16 protein-coding genes are annotated in these 16,192 nt (G+C 64.3%); 5 read left to right on the plus strand and 11 right to left on the minus strand.

The features are described from left to right. Positions 1 to 96: 96 nt before the first annotated feature. Positions 97 to 1,230 carry a uroporphyrinogen-III synthase gene (locus AC5Y2L_RS17805; protein ID WP_499936896.1) on the minus strand — a complete coding sequence of 378 codons (1,134 nt, stop codon included), beginning with the start codon at positions 1,228 to 1,230 and terminating at the stop codon, positions 97 to 99. Positions 1,231 to 1,614: 384 nt separating this feature from the next. Beyond that, a complete protein-coding gene (locus tag AC5Y2L_RS17810) occupies positions 1,615 to 2,166 on the minus strand; it encodes a DUF4189 domain-containing protein (RefSeq protein WP_499944234.1) in 552 nt (183 codons plus the stop codon). Positions 2,167 to 2,951: 785 nt separating this feature from the next. Between AC5Y2L_RS17810 and AC5Y2L_RS17815 the strand changes: the two genes are divergently transcribed. The 5 genes from AC5Y2L_RS17815 to AC5Y2L_RS17835 all read left to right on the plus strand — a co-directional run bounded on the left by AC5Y2L_RS17815 (position 2,952) and on the right by AC5Y2L_RS17835 (position 5,918). After that, positions 2,952 to 3,323, plus strand: a complete 372-nt coding sequence (locus tag AC5Y2L_RS17815; RefSeq protein WP_499937148.1) for a BlaI/MecI/CopY family transcriptional regulator — start codon at positions 2,952 to 2,954, stop codon at positions 3,321 to 3,323. Between the two features lie 13 nt (positions 3,324 to 3,336). Beyond that, on the plus strand, positions 3,337 to 4,260 hold the full coding sequence (locus AC5Y2L_RS17820; RefSeq protein ID WP_499936894.1) for a M56 family metallopeptidase: 924 nt from the start codon (positions 3,337 to 3,339) through the stop codon (positions 4,258 to 4,260). A gap of 140 nt (positions 4,261 to 4,400) precedes the next feature. Next, a complete protein-coding gene (locus AC5Y2L_RS17825; protein ID WP_499936892.1) occupies positions 4,401 to 4,658 on the plus strand; it encodes an SHOCT domain-containing protein in 258 nt (85 codons plus the stop codon). Positions 4,659 to 4,943: 285 nt separating this feature from the next. Continuing rightward, positions 4,944 to 5,504 carry a class I SAM-dependent methyltransferase gene (locus AC5Y2L_RS17830; protein ID WP_499936890.1) on the plus strand — a complete coding sequence of 187 codons (561 nt, stop codon included), beginning with the start codon at positions 4,944 to 4,946 and terminating at the stop codon, positions 5,502 to 5,504. A 255-nt stretch (positions 5,505 to 5,759) separates the two neighbouring features. Beyond that, the gene (locus AC5Y2L_RS17835; RefSeq protein ID WP_499936888.1) at positions 5,760 to 5,918 is read left to right on the plus strand and encodes a hypothetical protein; all 159 of its coding nucleotides are present in this window, start codon (positions 5,760 to 5,762) and stop codon (positions 5,916 to 5,918) included. Positions 5,919 to 6,128: 210 nt separating this feature from the next. On the opposite strand, the gene AC5Y2L_RS17840 is transcribed toward AC5Y2L_RS17835, so the two are convergent. From AC5Y2L_RS17840 to AC5Y2L_RS17880, 9 genes are all read right to left on the minus strand, one after another. Continuing rightward, positions 6,129 to 6,389, minus strand: a complete 261-nt coding sequence (locus AC5Y2L_RS17840) for a hypothetical protein (protein ID WP_499936886.1) — start codon at positions 6,387 to 6,389, stop codon at positions 6,129 to 6,131. 1,283 nt (positions 6,390 to 7,672) lie between these two features. Beyond that, entirely contained in the window at positions 7,673 to 9,073 is a 1,401-nt protein-coding gene (locus AC5Y2L_RS17845) for an NADH-quinone oxidoreductase subunit N (RefSeq protein WP_499937147.1), read from the minus strand. A 21-nt stretch (positions 9,074 to 9,094) separates the two neighbouring features. Then, positions 9,095 to 10,585: a complex I subunit 4 family protein gene (locus tag AC5Y2L_RS17850; protein ID WP_499936884.1), complete on the minus strand. Its 1,491-nt coding sequence runs from the start codon at positions 10,583 to 10,585 to the stop codon at positions 9,095 to 9,097. A 2-nt stretch (positions 10,586 to 10,587) separates the two neighbouring features. After that, positions 10,588 to 12,414: a proton-conducting transporter transmembrane domain-containing protein gene (locus AC5Y2L_RS17855; protein ID WP_499936882.1), complete on the minus strand. Its 1,827-nt coding sequence runs from the start codon at positions 12,412 to 12,414 to the stop codon at positions 10,588 to 10,590. Between the two features lie 5 nt (positions 12,415 to 12,419). After that, positions 12,420 to 12,722, minus strand: a complete 303-nt coding sequence (locus AC5Y2L_RS17860) for an NADH-quinone oxidoreductase subunit NuoK (RefSeq protein WP_499936881.1) — start codon at positions 12,720 to 12,722, stop codon at positions 12,420 to 12,422. Beyond that, complete coding sequence (locus AC5Y2L_RS17865) at positions 12,719 to 13,282, minus strand: NADH-quinone oxidoreductase subunit J (RefSeq protein ID WP_499936880.1); 564 nt, start codon at positions 13,280 to 13,282, stop codon at positions 12,719 to 12,721. The genes AC5Y2L_RS17860 and AC5Y2L_RS17865 overlap by 4 nt, the downstream gene beginning before the upstream one ends. 3 nt (positions 13,283 to 13,285) lie before the next feature. Beyond that, entirely contained in the window at positions 13,286 to 14,218 is a 933-nt protein-coding gene (locus tag AC5Y2L_RS17870; RefSeq protein ID WP_499936878.1) for an NADH-quinone oxidoreductase subunit H, read from the minus strand. Continuing rightward, the gene (locus AC5Y2L_RS17875; RefSeq protein WP_499936877.1) at positions 14,211 to 15,449 is read right to left on the minus strand and encodes a hypothetical protein; all 1,239 of its coding nucleotides are present in this window, start codon (positions 15,447 to 15,449) and stop codon (positions 14,211 to 14,213) included. The genes AC5Y2L_RS17870 and AC5Y2L_RS17875 overlap by 8 nt, the downstream gene beginning before the upstream one ends. Then, on the minus strand, positions 15,446 to 15,790 hold the full coding sequence (locus tag AC5Y2L_RS17880; protein ID WP_499936875.1) for an NADH-quinone oxidoreductase subunit A: 345 nt from the start codon (positions 15,788 to 15,790) through the stop codon (positions 15,446 to 15,448). The genes AC5Y2L_RS17875 and AC5Y2L_RS17880 overlap by 4 nt, the downstream gene beginning before the upstream one ends. Positions 15,791 to 16,192: the final 402 nt, after the last annotated feature.

A 16,192-nucleotide genomic window follows, 5' to 3' on the forward strand; every position in this document is an offset into this window, starting at 1 on the left:
GCCGTTTCGGTGGATCGGTCTAATTGGACACCACTATGGCCACGCCTCACGTTTTGAAAATCGCGGTGCGCCAACCTCTTCCATGCACCGTGACAACTAGGCGAGGGGGTCGATCGCCAGCCGGTAACCGCGCTTGACGACGGTCTGGACCAGCTCCGGCATGCCCAGCGCCGATCGCAGTCGAGCCATTGCGGTCTGCACCGCATGCGTGTCCGCCCCGCCTCCCGGCAACACGGTGAGAAATTCCTCCTGTGATACCACCCGACCGGGCTTGGCCGTCAACCGCCGCAGCAATGCCATTTCGGCCGGCGGGATACTTCGGATGTCGCTGTCGACCGCCACCGTCGTGGCGTGCACGCTGAGGTGGTGTCCGCCCGCTACGAAACGGCGGGCGCGGCGCGGTAGCTCGTCACCTATCAACTGCACCAGCTCGCCCAGCCGGTAGTGGTCTGGATGGACCGTCGGCACTCCCAGCCGACGCAGCGGCGCCGACGTGACCGGACCCACGCAAAACGCTCCCACATGATCACGCAGCGCGGCGACGAGCTCAGCCACACACCCAAGTGCCTCGGCGCGCTGCAGCAGTACCGAAACCGCCGGGGCACTGGTGAAACTCACCGCATCGACCCGGCCGTGGACCATCATCGCGATCAATTTATCCATCGGCCGACTGTCCTTGGGCGCCTTCCAGCGATACACCGGCACCTTAGTGACTTCGGCGCCCGCCGACGTCAGCGCAGCGCAGATGTCGATATCGGGAGCCCACTCAGACGACGCTCCGTGCAGCTGCACAGCGATGCGCAGACCGGCCACCCCGTCAGTCAGTAGCCGATCGAGCACCTCGGCCGTCGCCTCTGATTGCGGACTCCACTGCTCGCAGAGCCCGGCCTGGTGGATGGCCACGCACTCCTTTGGGCCCCGCGCCAGGATGCGCGCCGAGGCCAGCGCGGCGATCAGGTCATCGACGAGATCCCAGCCGTACGCGGCCTCGATCCATCCGCGCAAGCCGATGCCGGTGTTCACAATGACCACATCGGGTGGCGTCTCAACGAGCAGCGTTGTGACACGCCGTAATTCGATGTCATCGCTGAGCGGGATAATCCGGATGGCCGGAGCGTGCACAATGGTAGCGCCACGGCGCTCCAGCAGGGCAATCAGTTCCTCGGACCGGCGTGCCGCCGTCACCCCGATACTGAATCCTGCCAGCGGTTTACCTGCCGGGGACGTCAACAATTCGAGCGCTCACCTCCTACGCCCGAACGTCAGCGACCGCGCGATATGTCGTACACCTCAAGGTGTTCAGGTCGGGTCGCCTTGGCGATACCTCGACAGGCGCTCGACGGCGTCGGTGCGCCAGCGGCCGGGCCCCACGATGGGATAGGCCTTGATCAGCTCTCCGCGCCAATACAGCTTCACCGTGTGCGCGTCTCCACCCGGACGTCCAATTCCTCTGCAATGAAGGCGCACCCGGCAAACCTACTGACCGGGTACAGAGATAGTAGGTCGGATTCAAGTCGCTCGCCTCGCCTGGACGCGGGCGGGCGCCCAGGCGACGATCGGCGTCGAAAGGACCGCTTGACCACCACGTGGACCCCACCAGAAAGTCTTATGGGGCTAGTAATTCGTCATGCACACCCAGTTCACGATCTTCCCGCCGCCCAGCCTGTTCAAGGCCTTACGTTCTGCCGTGGCACGCGTTGAGCCGCGTCCTCCTCGGTAGGTCACGCCGTCATAGGCGACCGCACCGCATCTATCGAAGCTGATGATCACTTTGCAATCCTCTTGGCCGCACCGGTCCAATGCGACTCGGTTGGCCTGTGACTGCACTGTATAACTCGTCGATTTCCCCCACGCACCGGATGGGGAATAGGCGATCGCACCGTAGTACGTGTAGTGAGGGATTACCGGTCCCAAAGGCTTCTCAGGCATATTGGCGGCACCTGCCCCCGGAACCAGCGGAAGCGCTAGGGTCATCAACCCGGCTGTCGTGCCCACGCTGGCGGCTGCCAGTGCGATTCGATGCCGACACTTAATAGTCATTTCGTAACCCTTTCTGAGGCCTGTGATTGGGTGTTCTGCCGCCAGTTCTGGCGCCGATCGTCCGTCTGAGAGGCGGAGTTGCCCTGTCTCGGTAGGCGATTCGGCGGATTCAGGTGTTTGCGTCATCTCGGAATGATCCGACACAAATACCCCCTTGGGGTAGAGACCAAAGTCCTGAATACCCACAGGACCAAAGTCCTGAAAAGGCGCGGTGAAAGACACTCCATTGGTTGCAGCCTGGCGTGCTGCGAACCAGAGCGGGTCACCTCGAACAGCGTTGGAGTCGACGCGACGACGGGCCTGGCTGATCGCGTCGGTCTGGCTCTTGTCGGGCTGACCACGTGCCCCCAGGCGACATACTTAAGAACGGGTCTACTGTGGTCCCAGACCCGTATTGTCCTGTTGTCGCACACCGCCTTACAACTCCTGGAAGGTACGCTCGGTCGCCTGCAAGTTAGGGTGCCAGCGCAGCTCCTGTCCATGGCTATTCCTTCGCGAGGCCGCGAGAGTGTCCCGCCTCAACTACTGTCTATGTACGTAGATAGTAGACCCGAGTGGGCTTGACCACAATCACAAACCCAGCTGCATGGGCAGGCAGCGTGCCGCGATCACCGGCAGTCAGGTACTCAATTGCTGTAGGCCTGAGGCTGATCGAATAAATTGGTGTAGACGAATTGGAGTCATCAACGCCGCCAACACCCGATGGTGGCCCTGTGGTCAGGGACAAACGTTTTGGAGGCTGGACCCCACGCCAGGGGCCGGGAGACCTCGGCATGGCCGCTGCGAAGTGCCAAACCTGCGCGCTTCCTCTTCGCTTGCATTACTATCTACGTACGGAGCAAGTATTTCTTCAGGTCGGCGTCTGCAACAGAAGCAGGGATGCGACCCGACAGCGGTACCGGGAGGTCATGGTGCGGGTTCGAGGCTTCGGGGAGCTAGAGGCGGTCGTCATGGACCGAATCTGGAGCCGCGACCCCGCCACGCCGACGTCGGTGCGCGAGGTGTTCGACGATCTTGCGGCCGAGCGTTCCATCGCCTACACGACGGTCATGTCCACCATGGACAACCTGCATACTAAGGGCTGGCTGGAGCGAGAGCGCGACGGCAAGGCCTACCGGTATTGGCCGACGCTGTCACGCGAGCAGCACAGCGCCCGGCTGATGCGGGAGGCATTCGACGGCGGCGGTCATCCCGACTTAGTGCTTCATCATTTCGTCGAACAGATCGGCCCCGAGGAAACCGCGCGGCTGCGTGCTGCGCTGCGGCGGCGGCGGTCGAAATGAGAGGCGGCCAGCGGTGAGTGCCGCTGTCTGTCTGCTGTTGTACAGCCTGACGATGCTGGTCGTCGGACCGCCACTATTACGTGAGTTGACCCGCCATGGGCATGCCCCCCGTTTTGGGGTTGCCGCCTGGTTGACCGCAATCGCCACGGTGTTGCTCACCTGGCTTGCGTCAGCAGGGATAATTCTCGTCTCGGTCGCCAGTCACTGGAATTACCCGCGAGCGCTCGTAGAGTCCTGTCTGGTGCGGCTGCACGGCGTAATGACCGACAGCATCAGCCTCCGAGTGGTCGCGGCGGTGGTTGCGCTGCTGGCAGCAGTCGTCAGCGTGCGCCTCGCCAGGGCCGTTTCGCGGATGCGCGCCCGGGCGTGCGCGCACGCCGAGGCCGTGCGTCTGGTCGGCCATCCTCACGGAGACACCTACGTGGTGGTGGAGGCCGCTGAACCCGCCGCCTACTGCGTTTCGGGCCGTCCGCCGGCGATCGTGGTGACCAGCGCGGCCCTTGCCGCACTCGATGAACACGAGTTGGCGGCGGTGCTCGCCCACGAACGAGCCCATCTGACCGGACGCCACCCGTTGGTGGTCACCACGCTTCGCGGTCTGGCCGCGGTCTTTCCCAGGCTAACCCTGATGCGCGAAGGTGCCAGCCAGGTGTCGCGGCTATTGGAGATGTGCGCCGACGACGCCGCGGCCCGCAGACACGGCTCCGGCGCGTTGCTGTCTGGGCTGATCACCATGTGCCGCGCGACCCCGGCCCGGGCCCTTGCGGCCGCCGATGTGGCCGTATCGGCGCGCGCCGACCGCCTCGCACTGCCGGCGGGGGACCCTGCGATAGCTCGGGCTCGCGCAGCGCTGGTCAGCGTGATCGCGCTCATGGTCGCCGCGCCCCTCATGACTGCGGCGCTGGCCGCGTCCGGTGTCCTGTTGTGCTGGAGGTAGCGGTGGCCAGGTGTCGACATAGCCGTACGCCGGCATAGGAATTGGCTGTGTGCCACACGCGAGTATGCCGTGACTTCAGCCGCAACCGATTTCCATCGCGTAGATGGCCGCTTTGGTCAACGAGTTAAGGAGGTACGGCGATGATGATGTCGCACCACGGCGACTGGTTATGGGGTGGTTCAATGCTGCTGACGGTGGTAATGCTCGTGTTCTGGGCACTGCTGATCACCGCCGTCGTGCTGGCCGTACGGTACCTACTATCCTCATATGGCAGCGGCTCAGCCGCTGTTGGGGGACTGAGCAAAGCGGAAACTCTGCTCGCGGAACGTTTTGCCCGCGGCGAGATCGACGACGATGAATACCAGCGCAAGCTAACGCTGCTTCAGCAGCACCGCTGAGGCCGAACCTCCTGGCGTACAAGTCGGCCAACCCGCAGTGGCACCTCCAATACCCTTGGCATTCCGCAAGTTCCGATTCCGCCATGCACCGAGCGGCAATCCTCGAGGCCTCGACAGTGAGACTGCGCAATGTTCAAACCGGCAACTATACGGATCACATCGCACCATAGCGTTCAACGTCCACCCCCGCTGCAGCTGTAGGAGTGCATCACGATGACGTCAACAACACACCGCTTTCGCTGGCATCGCTACTGGGACAGACAATCCCGTACGTATGACAGACAGATGCAGTTCATGGACCGATACCTGTTCGGCGACTCGCGCACCTGGGCCTGCGCGCAGGCCACCGGCAATGTGCTCGAAGTGGCCGTCGGGACCGGCCTGAACCTCGAAGCTTATCCGGATGGCATCACACTGACCGGCATCGACCTCAGTGATGCCATGCTCGACATTGCCCGCGCCCGCGCAGCCAACCTTGGGCGCACGGTCACCCTGCAGCAGGCCGATGCCCACGCACTGCCGTTCGAGGACGCTACCTTTGATACCGTCGTGTGCACTTTCGGACTCTGCGCAATACCCGACCACACCAAGGCCCTCGCCGAAATGACCAGGGTGCTCCGACCCGGGGGACGACTGATCCTGGTGGACCACATCGAAAGCACCTCACGGGTAGTGCGTGTAGTGCAGCATGCGCTCGAAATTGTCAGCGTCCCGTTGGCCGGCGAACACTTCCGGCGTCGACCGTTGAACCATATCCGGGCGATCGGGTTTGACGTCGCACAGCGACAGCGGTTCAAGCTCGGACTCGTCGAACGCGTCGTTGCACGCAAACCCGCAGTCGCGTAACTAATTGCCGTTCATGCCTTTTGGGTGACGCGGTGCTGGGAGCGGCGGCCATTAACGCCCGGGTGCACACCCGCGGAAGGACGATTCTGCAGGGCTGGCATCACCGACACACGGACGGCCGACATAAGTTTTCGTAGCCAACAGGCACTCCTGTTCGCCTCGAGTCGCCGTCGACCCCTGGGCGGCCCGTCGTTATACTAAGCTACTAAGTAGTACAGTAGCTCGTGAAAGTTTGCCGCTGGGAAAGGAACTCCGATGACAATTACCGCCCCCGCCCCCGCCCCCGCCACCTCGCATCGCGGCCATTGGCTATACCAGACCCTGGCCGTGGTCGGCATCGCGGTCGGCATCTTCATTATCACGGCCGGTGTGTACCTCCTGATATTTCCCACGCCCTGCTGCGCTGGCATGTAAGCCCGGCTGTTGTTAGGTAGTGATGAGTATGAGAGGGCCATTTATTTACTGACCTACTAAGTAGTACAGTATTGCAAATACTTGAATGGGTTAAGGAAGGTTCACGATGACGCAACGGGATCAACCAGCGGCAGATCAACCGACTTCAGGCACTTCAGGCACAGGCTCCGCACACTCAACGACGACGCGCCCGGCTAAGATGCGCTGGCTTTACCCAACCCTCGCCGTCACCGGGATCGCTGTCGGAGTATTCATCATCGGAGCCGGCCTGTTTATGCTGTTCGCCCCCCCGAGCTGGCACCCCGCCAAGAAAGACTGTTGTGCATCGATGGAAGCCAAGATGAAAACCATGAACGACGATATGAAAAAGATGCCGTGCATGACCTCGCCGCCTTCCATGCCGGGCATGAGCCCGATGCCGGGCATGCCCTCGATGTCTCCAATGCCGAGCATGTCCCCGATGCCGAGCATGCCGATGCCCTCGCGCTAATACTCCCGCGCGGGGCTAATTGCCTGGCGGACAAGCTGTTACAGCGGTCATCGCCGTCGATGCTGTGGGCGTTAGACTCGCACCGGCGGAATGCCGAACTTCGGCGCTGAAAGTGCGACGGTGAACGCGTTCATCCACCACGTTGTCACGCCTGCGCTAGTCGGTCCTGCTTGCTCGCTACGCCGGGGTACCGGACGCCGCGGTGGCGGCCCAGTTGCATCAGGGTAATGACATGTCGCAGTTACCTCGCCTCTCTGAACTATTGGCAAGTAGGGACCGCATTTCCAACCGGCCCGCCACGCGAGTGGCCGGCAGACCTTCGGCATACAGCATCATCAGCATCCTGCTCGATGTGGGATTGCATGGTCTCGACAATGTGCCTGAGACTTTCGCGGCAAGCTCGCGTTTTACGGAAATCACCGGCTGCACTCACTGTGCCGGTTGACATGTCCATGTCGATGCTTATGTCCAAGTTGGCCGACATTCCCATCACCCGACATGTTGTCTCTTAGTCGGACGCGCTAAGCCCATCCTCAGCTTCTATCGCCGTATCACCGAGCTTGGCGATCGCCGCCGACCGCCTAAACCCTCAGACGAAGACGACCAGCGCCACTGGCGTGGCTACATCCACCGCTGTTGAAACTCGTGATCGTAAATGCCCCTGCTAGCAACAGGTTCCGCGGATGCGTCTCCGGGTCGCGTCGAATTCGACCCTGTCGAGCCGGCTGGGCTGCTGCGTTGACTTAGGAGACGGCGGATTGCGGCGTCGAGGGCGACGATGACGACTACCCAAAACGCTGCGGTCACTGAAATCATCAATGTGCACCCGACCCAATTCATGCCGTCGCTGCTATGCCCAATCGTCATCATGCCCCCTTGACTTTTCGCTACCCAAATTTCCTTCATTTCTGTCGATGCGGTGGACTCGAAACAACTCATTGTCGAAGTCGGTTGGGTTTAGTCACTCCCCTTCGCTGGACATCGGAGGGCCAGGTTCTACTATCTATGTACCGAGATAGTAGATCAGATCGGGGTTCATCGCCACAGCTTTGACGTCCACCTGGCAACCAAGTGCGGGGAGGGATATATATATCGGCACTGCTCAACAACTGCGGCTGGTCGGGATCAGCCCTGACCCGGCCCCGCCAGGGGTAACGGCTGAACGCCGAAGACACTCGATCGCCTTTACCCAATGATGCGGCTAGCCCGCGCACGTATCCCAAGGGGCTGCAGTTAGCCGGCACAACGCGATTCACGCTGTCGGTTACCGCATCGGCGTGGTGGTGAGAACCTCCCAGACCGGACCGGCCGCAACACCGAGGACGAGGCTTAGGCCGGCGGCACATATCGCGGTGCCGGTGGACCATCTTTTGGGCGTCGAGCCCGTTGGCGTGTCGTCGGACCGTTGAAATATTGGGATGATCCAGCGCAGGTAGTAGAACAGGCTGGTCAGGCTGTTGACGAATACCACCACCGCCAACCACGCTTGACCGCCGTCCCAGGCAGCCGTGGCCGTGGTGAGTTTGCCGACGAAGACGGCGGTTGGGGGGGTGCCGACCAGGCCGAGCAGGGCCACTGTCAACGCTGCGGCCAGCCAGGGCTGGGCGTGGCCGAGGCCGCGGTAGGCGGTGAGGCTGCGTCGATCGGGCAGCGCGGTGCTGACCGCGAACGCAGCGCTGTTGGTCAAGGTGTAGCCGATTAGATAGAACAGCAGCGACGGCAACGCTAGGCCGCTGCGGCCGGCGACGGCGATCGGCACGAGTAGGTAGCCGACTTGGCTGACGGTCGACCAGCCCAAAAGTCGGCGGGGATCATGCTGCCAGTAGGCGGCCAGGTTGCCCAAAGTCATACTGGCGACTGCCAATATCGCGACCAGCAGGGGCCAGGCCACGGTGTGCGGCATAATGTTAGCCAGGCGATATAGCGCCACCAGCGCGCCGATCTTGGGCACGGTGGTCAAGAAGATGGCCGCTACACCGTTGGCACCTTCGGCGGCGTCGGGAACCCAAAAATGTGCGGGGACGCCGCCTGCTTCAAACATCAGTCCTGCCAGTAGGGCCACCAGGCCAGCCGCGACCACTCCCGCTGGTGCGTCGCCGAGTCGCGCGGCCAGCTCGTCGTAGCGGGTGCTGCCGGTGATCCCGTAGAGGAGGGTGATACCCACCAGCAGGGTGATGCCGAACAGAGCGCCGATCAGGTAGGTCTTCATCGCCGCCTCGGCGGCCAGCGCGGTGCGCAGCAGCCCGATCAGCCCGTAGAGAGGGATGCTGGCGAGCAGGTATCCGGCCGCCAGGACCAGCAGGTCGCGTGCTCCGGCCAGCACCAGGATGCCGGCAGTGCAAAAGAGCAGCAGCGCATAGGTTTCGCTTTCGCGGGCCGTTGCTTTGACTTCGTCTCCGGCTATCGCGAGAACCAATAGCACACCGGCCGCGGCGGCGATCCGGGCCACCGTCGTGGCGGCGTCGACGGCGAAGGGGCCCTCGAATGCGGTCTGATCCGGACCCGCCATGCCGATCACCGTGACGGCGATGACACCAGTAAGCATTGCGGCGGAAACGATTCGAGCCCACCACTGTCGTTGCCGGGGCAGAAATGATCCGCTTAACAGCACCACAAGGCCACCGCCGAACATCAGCATCTCCGGCAACATCAGCAGCGGGCGCATCCCGGTCTCTGGGTTCACCGGCTATCTCCCGACCAGCCCGATGAGCGTGTGGGAGGCCGGCTCGATCAGATCCAGCAAGGGCCGCGGAAGGACACCGATTAGAACTGAGAGCGTCAGAAGCATTCCCGCCGAACCGATTTCGGACGGGTGCAGATCGACAAAGCCCTGCGAGTGGCCTTGGGTGTTGCCGGTGAAGATGCGCTGCAGGGCCCGCAGGAAAAGCGCTGCGGTGATCAGGATGCCCGGCAATGCGATGGCGGTCAGTGGCGCCGCGGCGATGCTGCCGGTGAAAATCTGGAATTCGGCGATAAAGCCCGAAAATCCCGGCAGTCCTAGGGAGGCGAACGCACCAGCCGCAAAGAGGCCCGCCAATTTCGGGGCCGGTGCGGCCAGGCCGCCGTAGGCGTTCATGTCATAGCTGGCGGCGCGGTCGTAGAACACCCCGGCAAGCAAGAACAGCGCCCCGGTGATCAAACCGTGGCTAACCATTTGCGTGACGGCACCGGTGATCGCCACCGCACGCGCGCCCGCGGTGCTCGCCGACAGCAGGCCCGCGGCGCCGACCGCCACCACGATGTAGCCCATGTGGTTGACCGAGGTGTAGGCCACCATCCGCTTGAAGTCGTTCTGCGTTAACGCAACCAGCGCTCCGTAGAGCACCGAGACGATGCCGACGACGATGATCACCCACGCCCAGGCGCGCCACGCCTGCGGCAGCATCGGCATCGCGATCCGCACGAAACCGTAGGTGCCCATCTTCAGCAGCACCCCGGCCAGCACCGCCGAGCCGATGGCCGGCGCGTCGGTATGGGCCGGGGGAAGCCACGTGTGGAATGGGACCGTCGGCGTCTTGACCGCCAGACCAACCAGGATCGCCGCCAGGACCAGCCCACCGACTAGCGGGCTGCCGGCCAGCGGGGTAGTGGCAACCAGTTCGACCATGTCGAACGTGTGCGGATCAGCCGCAACGTAGAGGCCGATGAAGCCCACCAGCAGCGCCAGTGAACCCAAAAAGGTATACAGGAAAAACTTCAGCGCTGAGCGACCGGCGTCGCCGTGGCCCCAGCCGGCGATCACGAAGTACATCGCCACGATCGACAGGTCGAAAAACACGAAGAACAAGATCAGGTCCGCGGCGACGAACAGACCCAGGCTCACGGTCTGCAAAAACAAAAACAGGGCCGCCTGCGCCCGGGTCCGGTCGCGCCCGCGCAGTCCAAACAGCGCGCAGGCCAAAAAGATCACTGCGGTCATGACCACCAGCGGCAGGGACAACCCGTCGACGCCGACGTGGTAGCTGCTGTTGACCCCCGGGATCCAGCGGGCCCGTTCCTCGAAAGCCAGGCCGTTGGGGCCTGGTGGCGTGTAGCGTGCCCAGATCAGCACCGTCAGCGCCAGATCGGCGGCGGTGACGGCGACCCACACCCAGCGGGCCACCGCGTCGGCGCTTGCCGGTACGGCAAGCACACCTACCGCGGCGGCCAGCGGCAGAAAAACGATCAGACTGAGCACGTTCACCTCACGGTCACGAGAAGCAGGACACCGAGCACAACCACCACCACCGCGGCGAGGTAGTACTGGTGCAACTGGCCGGTTTGCGGTCTGCGCGCCAGGTCCCCGAGCCGACGCATCCGCGTCGCCACCGCCTCCACGGCCGCATCGACACCGCGGTCATCGATGCGGGCCGCCCACCTGCCGGCGTGTAGCGATCCGGCCGCGATCCGATCGATGGCCCGGTCAAGGATGTGGTCGTCGAATCGGGCCAGCACCGCAGCCAGACGCATCGTCGGCCGGACGACCAGGCCGTTGGCTACCCGTTCCAGGCCAAGCCAATTGGCGGCCCACCGGGATTCGGGCACCCCCCAGCGACCCACCGCGGCGACGACCACAAGCGCCAAGAGCGCTGAGGCGGCCAGTTCAGGCACCGTTGGACGCGCGGCCACCCCGTTGTCGAGGGCATGGCTGAACGTCGGCACGGCCAGCACCCCCGCAGCGGCGGCGCCGACAGCCAACACAACAAGAGGCAGCTTCTCAAAGGCATTGAGCGCCTTACGGTTTGGTGTCACCGGATCCGCCGTGGGCGTCGGCGTGCCCCACACGGCAGCCAGGATCTTCGCGGCATAGGCCGCCGACAGCGCCGCGGCCACCAACCCCGTCGCATAGAGGCCGACCGAGTGATCCAGCGCAACCGCCAGCACCGCGTCCTTGGTGGCCCACAGCGATAGCGGCGCGATTCCCGCCAGCGCCGCGGCGGCGACGGTGGCGCACCACCCAACCAGCGGCCATCGGCGGGCGACCCCGCGTAGCCGGTCAAGTACTTTGGTGCCCAGCAGCGAAAGCCACGCCCCGGCGGCGAGAAACAGCCCGGCCTTGGTGAAGGCGTGGGCGACAAGCTGCGCGGCGCCGCCACCGATCGCCCCCACACCGGCCGCCAGCACCACGAACCCCAGCTGCGCCGCGGTGGAGGCGGCCAGCAACTGCTTGAGGTCGCGTTGGGCCACCGCGACAGCACCCAGCAGCACCGCGGTGACGGCGCCGGTCCAGGCCGCCGCCTCCGCGGCCCATCCGGTGACCGCCAGCAGCGGCTCAACGCGCAGCAACAAGTACGCACCCATGGCCACCATCGCGGCCGAGTGCAGCAACGCGCTGACCGGGCTGGGACCCTCCATCGCCCGCGAGAGCCAAAACGAGAACGGCAGCTGCGCCGCCTTACCCAGGGCGGCGATGAGCACCCCGAAGGCAATAACGTTGCGCCACAGGGTGGTTGCGTGGGACAGATCTGCCAGCGCTAGACCCGCGCCGCCGGCAAGCGCCGCGCCGGCAGCCAGATACAGCCCCAGGTCGGCGGTGCGGGTGGTGACAAACGCGGCAAGCCCCGCCGACATCCGAAAGTCATCGCGCCACCAGAACCCGATCAGCGCATACGACGCCGCCCCCATCACCTCCCACGCCAGCAGCAGCGCGGGCACCGTCGCGGCGGTCGCCGTCAAGATCGCCGCAGAGGCGAACACCAGCATCAAACCGTGGAATCGGCCCGCAGCTACCCGAATCTCGGCGCCGGCGAACATCAGCACCAGCAGGGTGACTACCGCGACCGCGGGAACCACGACCGCCGCCAGGTTATCCACGGACAACGCGAACTGCGCCCCGGCGACAAACGCGACACCCACGGCGGGTCGAGCAACGGCCACCACGATCGACAACCCCACGACAACCGCCGACGCCGCCACCGAGATCGCCCCCGCGAACCGGTCGGCACGGCGGGCAAGCAGCAACGCCGCGCCGCCACCAGCCGGAAGCAGGATCAGCAACCACAGAGCCAACTGCGCTGGTGCGGTCACCCCGTTCATCCGGCCAAGTCGGCGGCCATGTCGGTCATGTCGGCTCGGCGCTCGCGATGCAGCAAAGCGGCCACCGCGAAACCCATCGCCATCTCCACCGTCATCGCGGCAATGATCACCAGCAGCAGCACCTGTCCGGTGGGTGCGGGAGCCGAAAACCACCAAAACCCGCCGGCGCCAACAATGACGGCATTGATCATCAACTCAAGGCCCATCATCACCATCACCACGACCTGTTGGGAGAGCGCGCCGTAGAGCCCGACGGCGAATATCGCCGAAGCCACCAGCAGGACCGTTTGCAGCGTCACCGGCCAACTCCACCGGGTTGTGGATCGCGGGCAGGTCTGTGTTTGAGGTCATCGCCGAACCGGTCGTAGCGACTGCGGTGAGCCGCCAGGACGACCCCGGCCACGATGGTGGCCACCATCACCGGGCTGATCACCGCCATGGCCAGCATCTTGGGTCCCATCAACTCCTCGCCGAGCGCGACGGTGACCATCTGAGGCGGTGCGCCGCGCCGCGACGGCCAGTCGGTCAGCAGTATCCCGGACGCCAGCACGGCGAACGTTCCGACGGCCGCGGCCAGCGCGCGCCTTTTGTCGTGCACCATGCTCATCGGCATCAGCGCCGGGTTCATGCCCATGAACATGACCATGTACACCGCCATCACCGCCATCTCCATCACCATCATCAAGATCGTGATGACGCCAATGTAGTTCTGCTGCAACAACAACACCGCGACGCCGACGGCGACGAACGAGACGGCAAGGGCGTAGGTGGCGCGAGCCATCGAATTGACTTTGAAGACCGCTGCCCCGGCCAGCACGGCGACGACGGCGACGACCCAAAAGACGATGCCAATGATCATGTGTCAGTTCCTCACTGCGATGACGGCCACGACGAGGTCTTGCACCAGGGTGAGCGGCAACAGCACCATCCAGCCCACCTCCATGAATTTGTCGGGCCGCCAAACCGGCAGACGCCCGCGCAGCCCCACCAAAACCGACAGCAGCGCAACGGTCTTGACCAGCACCCACAGCCAACCCGGTAACAGCGGCCCGGCACCGCCCCCAAGGAACAGCGGTACCGCAAACGCGGCACCGGCAGCCAGCAGGGCATAGCGGCCGGCCTGGACGACAAGGCGATCCACCCCGGACAGCTCCGCGGTGACACCACCGGCGATATCGGCGGCCAGCGCCGCAGAGAACGGACCCCACACCGAAAAGGCCACCACACCAAAGCAATACACGACAAAGGCGAGCGGCATCCACACCGCGAACCACAACCCGTGCTGAGCCGATACCACATCGCCGACCCGCAGGCTTCCCGCCGCGATGGCCGGTGCGACCAGGGCGAACATCAGCGGCAGTTCGTAGCCCAGGCCGTGGGCCAGGAAGCGATACCCGCCGACCAGGGAATGCGCGGAATTGGGGCCCCATCCGCTGAGCCACACCAACGCCCACACCATCACATCCAGCGCGTTGAACCACACCACGCCGACATCGAAGTCGAACAGCGTCCACCGGCCCAGCGGCACCACCGTCACCATCAGTGACGCCACCACGATCAAGCCGGCACCGCCGATCCGCCACAGCAACGTGTCGGCGGCCACCGTAGTTCGGCGGCGCTGTCGCATCAGCCGAGCGACCTCGGCGAACGGTGCAGTCATGCCGCCGCGCATACCAGCGCTGCGCGCGGTGAGCACACCGTCGAGAGTCGCCGCATACATGGCGAGGCACACCACCAACGCCGCCCCGGCCAGCGCCCACACAGCGGGCACCGTCGTGATCGAGATGTCAGCCATGGCGCCCGCCCGGGTCCGTGTATGCGGTGTCGATGCCGAGGCTGGCAATTGCCAACCGGGCGGTCGCGAGCTCGAGGCCATCCACCAAATGCGGCAGCGCATCGACGACACTTGAAGCAGCAGCATCAAACCCGTTGGGCTGCAAGGGCGTTGACAGTGCATGCCGCGCCATGTCGAGCCGCGTGAGCAGCCGATCGTAGCAATCGCCGGCCAGGGCAGTCGGCAGCCCCAGGCTGTCGCAGTCCTCGACGGTCAACGACGCGATCTCGCGCAACGACCAGCGCAGCACTCGCGACCGGCGAAGCTTGCCGTGCAAGGTGTCGAGCAGGAACGAGCCGCGGGCGATGTTCGGTTCGCTCAGCAGCGTGTCGCGCGCCGTGCGCGCGATCGCCGCCGCACGCGGCCAGCCGGCCAGCGCCAGCACATCAACGAGGTGGTCGCACTGCCGCGCCGCACCGTACCGCCCCTCCGATGGCGAATTGCCGTTGCCGGCGTCGGCGTCGAGTACCGAACCCTCGGTTCGCACGAGTACGTCTCCCTGCAGCGAACATCGGAGCACCAGTCCCGCCGGCCAATAGCACAGCACCGGGCCCAGACGCAGATGCAACACGTCCATTTCCAAACCGTCGCGGTCGTCCCCGCCTTCGGCCAGTGCGATTCCAGCCGGCGCCATATCCATGGCGCCGTGGTGCATGTGCCGGTGTTCGCTGCGGTCGGTGTGTTCGTGGTCCATGCCACCGTGGTTGGTGGAGCTATGGTCGGTGTGTTCGTGCTTCATGTCACCGTGGTTGCTGGAGTTGTGGTCCATGTGTCCGTGCTCCATGCCACCGTGGCTGCCCTGGTGGTGGCCGCCGTGATCGGTGTGGCGGTGATCATCGCTCAGAGCGGGCCATTGGGCACGTTCGCGAGCATCGTTTCGGTGGATGCCGAGGTCGACGAGGTGCCTGGCGGCTTGATCCAGGGCCGACTCCACCATTTGCCTATCGTGCAGGTCGATGCGGACCCGTGGCCCCGGTAGCTGATCCCAGACCCGGCCGATCGCCTCGCTTAATTCGGGTCCGGGCATACCGCAGACGGCTAACACATCGGCGTCGGCCGGTGACGTGGCCGCGCACCATCCACGGGCATAAAGGCGGTGTTCGGCCTCTGCGCGTACCATCCAGGACCCCGGGGTCTCCACCGTAAGAATGTGTGCCCGACGGGCCGCAAGTTGGGCCAACAGCTGTGTCATACCCAACGCAGTGCGCCCTCGCGCCATGCCCACACGACCGGCACCAGCAACGCCGCCAGAAACAAGAACATTTCGACGACTGCGCTGGCACCCATCTTCGCGACCACCACCGCCCAGGGGTACATGAATAGCATCTCGACGTCAAAGGCGAGGAAGACGAGCGTTGCCAGATACCACCGCACGTGATACCGCGACAATGCATGCTCTTCCGGTGACCACCCCGATTGAAATGGCAGTGCGGTCAATACGCTCGGGCTAGGTGCAGTCAATCGGTGCAACCCGTAGAGAGCCACGACCGCAGCCACGGTACTCACTAGCATCCACGCCACGCCGGCATACATCGCGGCTCCTATTCCCGTTCAGCTGTTCGCAGTCAAAGCCAATAGCGCCGCCTCAGTGGAGTTCCCAGCCATTGAGCAGCTCAGCAATGTGATTTTGCGCCCCATCAGGCAGTCGTCGGACGCCGATCGCGGCGGTGGGTCGGGCCAGCGCACACATCAACACGCATCTTGCACCAGCGCGCACAACAAGATGCTCAACGGCTCTTAGCGGCACCGATGCCATTTTGCATTCCTGGTTGGTCCGTACTACTCGGTCAGTCGTACATTACCCCGCTAGGGTATCAATCGCGCAAGAGCTCGGAACTGATCCGGGTGGGTGCCGCCGCGGCGCCCTCACACCTATCCACGTCATCGTCCGCAGTGATCAATTCGGTAGCTCAGGCAACTTTCAGCGATATCTCG

The organism is Mycobacterium sp. NGS66, from assembly GCF_059812225.1.

What these genes read in the sequence shown, in the direction of transcription:
- AC5Y2L_RS17810 (WP_499944234.1), bottom strand. Translation starts at nt 2,166, where the DNA reads ATGACGCAAACACCTGAATCCGCCGAATCGCCTACCGAGACAGGGCAA.
- AC5Y2L_RS17825 (WP_499936892.1), top strand. Translation starts at nt 4,401, where the DNA reads ATGATGATGTCGCACCACGGCGACTGGTTATGGGGTGGTTCAATGCTG.
- AC5Y2L_RS17830 (WP_499936890.1), top strand. Translation starts at nt 4,944, where the DNA reads ATGCAGTTCATGGACCGATACCTGTTCGGCGACTCGCGCACCTGGGCC.
- AC5Y2L_RS17835 (WP_499936888.1), top strand. Translation starts at nt 5,760, where the DNA reads ATGACAATTACCGCCCCCGCCCCCGCCCCCGCCACCTCGCATCGCGGC.
- AC5Y2L_RS17840 (WP_499936886.1), bottom strand. Translation starts at nt 6,389, where the DNA reads ATGCTCGGCATCGGGGACATGCTCGGCATTGGAGACATCGAGGGCATG.
- AC5Y2L_RS17845 (WP_499937147.1), bottom strand. Translation starts at nt 9,073, where the DNA reads ATGCGCCCGCTGCTGATGTTGCCGGAGATGCTGATGTTCGGCGGTGGC.
- AC5Y2L_RS17865 (WP_499936880.1), bottom strand. Translation starts at nt 13,282, where the DNA reads ATGATCATTGGCATCGTCTTTTGGGTCGTCGCCGTCGTCGCCGTGCTG.
- AC5Y2L_RS17870 (WP_499936878.1), bottom strand. Translation starts at nt 14,218, where the DNA reads ATGGCTGACATCTCGATCACGACGGTGCCCGCTGTGTGGGCGCTGGCC.
- AC5Y2L_RS17875 (WP_499936877.1), bottom strand. Translation starts at nt 15,449, where the DNA reads ATGACACAGCTGTTGGCCCAACTTGCGGCCCGTCGGGCACACATTCTT.
- AC5Y2L_RS17880 (WP_499936875.1), bottom strand. Translation starts at nt 15,790, where the DNA reads ATGTATGCCGGCGTGGCGTGGATGCTAGTGAGTACCGTGGCTGCGGTC.